The 4,925-nt window shown below is 65.9% G+C and carries 4 protein-coding genes; 2 read left to right on the top strand and 2 right to left on the bottom strand.

What is annotated here, in order from left to right; translation table 11 throughout:
* Positions 1-873 (top strand): translocation/assembly module TamB domain-containing protein (locus KH616_RS21325; protein ID WP_292250567.1); only part of this gene is annotated, 873 nt, incomplete at its 5' end.
* Between the two features lie 156 nt (positions 874-1,029).
* Here KH616_RS21325 and metG read toward each other — a convergent pair.
* Both metG and KH616_RS21315 read right to left on the bottom strand, forming a co-directional pair.
* Positions 1,030-3,189: a methionine--tRNA ligase gene (gene metG / locus KH616_RS21320; protein ID WP_292250565.1), complete on the bottom strand. Its 2,160-nt coding sequence runs from the start codon at positions 3,187-3,189 to the stop codon at positions 1,030-1,032.
* A gap of 375 nt (positions 3,190-3,564) precedes the next feature.
* Positions 3,565-4,206: an OmpA family protein gene (locus tag KH616_RS21315; protein WP_292250563.1), complete on the bottom strand. Its 642-nt coding sequence runs from the start codon at positions 4,204-4,206 to the stop codon at positions 3,565-3,567.
* Between the two features lie 345 nt (positions 4,207-4,551).
* Between KH616_RS21315 and KH616_RS21310 the strand changes: the two genes are divergently transcribed.
* Positions 4,552-4,925 (top strand): iron-sulfur cluster assembly protein (locus tag KH616_RS21310; protein ID WP_292250561.1); only part of this gene is annotated, 374 nt, incomplete at its 3' end.

Genomic DNA, 4,925 nt, shown 5'->3' with positions numbered 1-4,925 from the left:
GCGCTGTTCGACCTGCCGGAACAGGCCGCGCCGCATCTGTCGGACGACGTCGTGATCGTGCGTCCGGACGGCACGGTGCGCGGCGAGGCGCAGACCGGCACCGCGGTCGCGAAACCGCAGCCGGCGACGGAAAAGCCCGCACCGTCGCTCGCGCCGCGCGCGAGCATCGACATCGACCTTGGCAACAGTTTCCGTTTCAAGGGCCACGGCGCCGACCTCGGCCTGCGCGGCACGGTGACCGTGATGAGCGCGCCGGGCGCACCGTTGCGTGCGGTCGGCAACGTGCGCGTGACGGAAGGGTCGACGTACACGTCGTTCGGACGCAAGCTCGCGATCGAGAACGGCTTCTTCACGTTCAACGGCCCGGTCTCGAATCCGGGCATCAACATTCTCGCGATGCGGCGCAACCAGGAAGTCGAGGCGGGCGTGCAGGTGACGGGGACGATCCAGTCGCCGTATGTGAAGCTCGTATCGGAGCCGAACGTGGCCGACAACGAGAAGCTGTCGTGGCTGCTGTTCGGCCACGGCACCGACCAGGGCAACAACCTCGGCCAGCAGAACACGATGACGGCGGCGCTCGCGCTGCTCGGCAGCGCGACCGGCAAGCGCGTCGCGCAGACCTTCGGCCTCGACGAATTCTCGATCGGGCGCAGCGACGTCGGCCTGACCGATCCGCAGGTCGTGCAACTGTCGAAGGCGATCAACGAGCGCTTCGTGCTGGGCTACGAGCAGGGCCTGCAATCGGCCAGCAACGCGTTCAAGGCGACGCTCAACCTGACGCGGTTCTGGTCGGTGTCCGCGTACGGCGGCACGTTCCAGGGTGTCGACCTGAACTACACGCGGCGCTTCGATCGCTGGTTCAGCGGCCGCTGACGGCCGTGCGCCGGACACGTCGCGCATGCGCCGCACGATGAAAAACACCCCAAAGGCTGGATCGATGTCCAACTTTTGGGGTGCCTTCAACCGCCGCACGGGGTTTTCTCCGTATCGCGGGCAGGCCGGGCGCCGAAGCGTCCGGCAACGCTTCGCTTACTTCACGCGCATGCCCGGCTTTGCGCCGCTGTGCGGTTCGAGAATGTAGAGGCCCGGCTCGGCCTTCTCGTCGGCAGCCGAGGCGGCGAGCACCATCCCTTCGGACAGACCGAACTTCATCTTGCGCGGCGCGAGGTTCGCGACCATCACCGTCAGCTTGCCGACCAGCTGCTCCGGCTGATAGGCGGACTTGATGCCAGAGAACACGTTGCGGGTCTTTTCCTCGCCGACGTCGAGCGTGAGCTGCAGCAGCTTGTCCGAGCCTTCGACGGCCTGGCACGCGACGATCTTCGCGATGCGCAGGTCGATCTTCGCGAAATCGTCGATCGAGATGTGCGCGTCGCCGTCGTTCGCGCCGGCGGCGGGTTTCGCGTCCGCCTTGGCCGGCTTGGCGGCTTTTGCCGCCTGCGCGCCGGATGCGGCCGCTGCGGCGCCGGTCTGCGCGGCCTGCAGCGAATCGCGGTTCGCGGCGAGCAGCGCTTCGATCTGCTTCGCGTCGACGCGGGTCATCAGGTGCTGGTACGCCTTGATCGGCTGCTCGGACGACAGCGGCTTGGCCGCGTCGCTCCACGCGAGCGGCGCGATGCCGAAGAACGCCTCGACCGCTTCCGCGACGCGCGGCATCACGGGCTTCAGCGCGAGCGACAGCAGGCGGAACGCCTCGAGGCTGACGCTGCAGGTTTCGTGCAGCGCAACCGCGTTGGCCGGATCCTTCGCGAGTTCCCACGGCTTCGCGCCGTCGACGTACGCGTTCACCTCATCGGCGAGCTCCATCGTCTGGCGCAGCGCGCGGCTGTATTCGCGCGCCTCGTAGTGCGCGGCGATCTGCGGGATCGCATCGCGCAGCGTCGCGAGCAGCGGGTGGTTCATCGCGCTGTCCTGGACGCGGCCGTCGAAGCGCTTGAGCAGGAAGCCCGCCGCGCGGCTTGCGATGTTCACGTACTTGCCGACGAGATCGCTGTTGACGCGCGCCTGGAAATCGTCGAGGTTCAGGTCGATGTCTTCCATCGTCGCGTTCAGCTTCGCGGCGAAGTAGTAGCGCAGCCATTCCGGGTTCAGGCCGGTGTCGATATAGCTTTGCGCGGTAATGAACGTGCCGCGCGACTTCGACATCTTCGCGCCGTCGACGGTCAGGAAGCCGTGCGCGAACACGTTGGTCGGCGTGCGGTGGCCCGAGAACTCGAGCATCGCGGGCCAGAACAGCGTGTGGAAATACAGGATGTCCTTGCCGATGAAATGGTACTGCTCGGTCTTCGAATCCTTGCTGACCCACGCGTCGAAATCGATGCCGCGCTTGTCGCACAGGTTCTTGAAGCTCGCGTAGTAGCCGACCGGCGCGTCGAGCCACACATAGAAATACTTGCCGGGCGCGCCCGGGATCTCGAAGCCGAAGTACGGCGCATCGCGCGAGATGTCCCAGTCGGCCAGCTTCGCGTCGCCATCGGCGCCGAGCCATTCACGCATCTTGTTGGTCGCCTCCGGCTGCGCGAGGCCGCTGACCCATTCGCGCAGGAACGTTTCGCAGCGCGAATCGGACAGGCGGAAGAAGTAGTGCGTCGACGTCTTGCGAACCGGCGTCGCACCCGACACGACCAAATACGGGTTCAGCAGCTCGGTCGGCAGGTAGGTCGCGCCGCACACTTCGCAGCTGTCGCCGTACTGGTCCTTCGCATGGCACTTCGGGCATTCGCCCTTGATGAAGCGGTCCGGCAGGAACATTTCCTTGACCGGGTCGTACGCCTGCTCGATCTCGCGTTCGGCGATCAGGTCGTTGTCCTTCAGCGCGAGATAGATCGTCTCGCTCAGCACGCGGTTCTCGTCCGAATCGGTCGTGTAGAAGTTGTCGAACGACACGCCGAAGCTGTCGAAATCGCGCTTGTGCTCGGTCCAGACGCGGTCGATCAGTTGCTTCGGTGTCAGGCCTTCCTTCTCGGCGCGCAGCATGACCGGCGTGCCGTGTGTGTCGTCCGCGCCGATGTAGTAGACCTCGTGACCGTGCATTCGCATCGTCCGCGTCCAGATGTCGGTCTGGATGTACTCGACCAGATGGCCGATATGGATCTGGCCGTTGGCGTACGGCAGCGCGGACGTGACGAGGATCTGGCGGCGGCCTTGCGGCGCGCCGGCCTGCACGGAGGTGAGGTCGGATGCGGACATAGGGGGATCGGTAGAGGAACTGCGGGAAATCTTCTGGAAACTGCGATTCTAGCAGGGGCGCGGGGCGGACAGGCGGGCGGCGCTCGGAGGCCGCGCAAAGCGGGAGGCGAGGGAAACGGCGGGGCCCGGCGGCGGAATGACTGCAACGCAGCATGGATCGCGCGGGCAAAAAAAACCGGGGCGATCATGGCCCCGGAGCAACAACGACAAGAGGAGAATGGTGACGCGCCGGCAACACCAGCCACGTACCGTATAAAGAGACCACGGCGCGTGAGAGAAGTTCGAAAATTTTTTCGATTTGTTACAGGCCCCGCCGGAAGCCTTGTCCGGCGGGGATGTGCGGGCGGCGCGCCCGTGCTTCCCCGCTGTAAGCGTTTAACGGGCAGCGCGCAGGTAGATTTCGACGCGGCGGTTCTGTGCGCGGCCGGCTTCGGTCGCGTTGTCCGCGATCGGGTTCGACGCGCCCATGCCTTGCGCGGACAGGCGGCTTGCGGCGACGCCGCGCTGCGCCAGCGCGCTGACGACGCTCTGCGCACGGTTCTGCGACAGCGTCTGGTTGTAGCCGGCCGAACCCGTGCTGTCCGTGTAGCCGACCACCGACGCGGTGATCTGCGGATTCTGGTTCAGCGTCGACGCGAGGTCGTTCAGCAGCGGCGTGAAGGCCGGCGTGACTGCATATTGATTGGTGGCGAACGTCACCGAGCTCGGCACGTTCAGCTTCAGCGAGCCGTCCGGCTGCTCGGTCACTTGCGTGCCGGTCTGCGCGGCCGACGGTGCGAGCTTGTTCTTGATCGCTTGCCAGTTGTAGCCCGTCACGCCGCCGACCAGCGCGCCGACGCCTGCGCCGATCGCCGCGCCCTTGCCGCCGCCCGCCAGCGCGCCGATGCCTGCGCCGAGCGCTGCGCCCGTACCCGTGCCGACGGCGGTGCTGGTGCCTTGCGGCGATGTTGCGCAGCCGGCGAGTACGGCACCCGCCAATACGAAGACGGACAGGCGAGTCGCGATTTTCATGTTCATCTTGGATTCCTCTCTTGGTTGAACGAGTCGACAACGACAAAACGGTACGGCATCCTTCGCGGGCGCGTCCGGAAAAGCGGAGCGCGCCTGTGCCAAACAGCCGCTGCGGCAACTGCACGCTTTGCCCGAGGGCATAACTGTTCGGGCAGCGCGACGCGCGAGCCTCTACAATATAGGCGGTGACGGCTCGATTTGGCCCCATAGCGTGCCGCACGCGAAGATTGCGCCGGCCCGCGCGTTCGCGCAATGGCGTGCAACAGATTCTTTCACTTTTCCCGATTTTCGCCGCGTTATTTGATGATTCTTGACGTTTGAGCGCGAAAACAACGTTTTCACGGAGTTTCAATGAGCATTGACCGGGCACTCGTTGACGCCGCGCTGGCGGCTGTCGTTGATCCCAATACCGGCCGTCCGTATGCGGCCAGCAAAGGCGTGCGCAACGTTGCGATCGACGGCGATGCCGTGACGGTCGACGTCGTGCTCGGCTATCCCGCGAAGAGCCTGCACGACGACGTGCGGGCGCAGGTCGCCGCGGCACTCAAGGCCGTGCCGGGCGTGCGCGACGCGCGCGTCAACGTGTCGCAGGAGATCGTCGCCCACACCGCGCAGCGCGGCGTGAAGCTGATGCCGAACGTCAAGAACATCGTCGCGGTTGCGTCGGGCAAGGGCGGCGTCGGCAAGAGCACGACGGCGGTCAACCTCGCGCTGGCGCTCGCGGC

The sequence above is a fragment of the Burkholderia sp. genome, assembly GCF_018375725.1.
GTDB lineage: Bacteria > Pseudomonadota > Gammaproteobacteria > Burkholderiales > Burkholderiaceae > Burkholderia.
Note: the sequence above shows the minus strand (reverse complement) of the source record. Positions and strands in the feature narration are given on the sequence as shown.

Excerpts from the sequence above, each read along its gene's own strand:
- KH616_RS21315 (WP_292250563.1), bottom strand. The coding sequence starts at position 4,206 with ATGAACATGAAAATCGCGACTCGCCTGTCCGTCTTCGTATTGGCGGGT.
- metG (WP_292250565.1), bottom strand. The coding sequence starts at position 3,189 with ATGTCCGCATCCGACCTCACCTCCGTGCAGGCCGGCGCGCCGCAAGGC.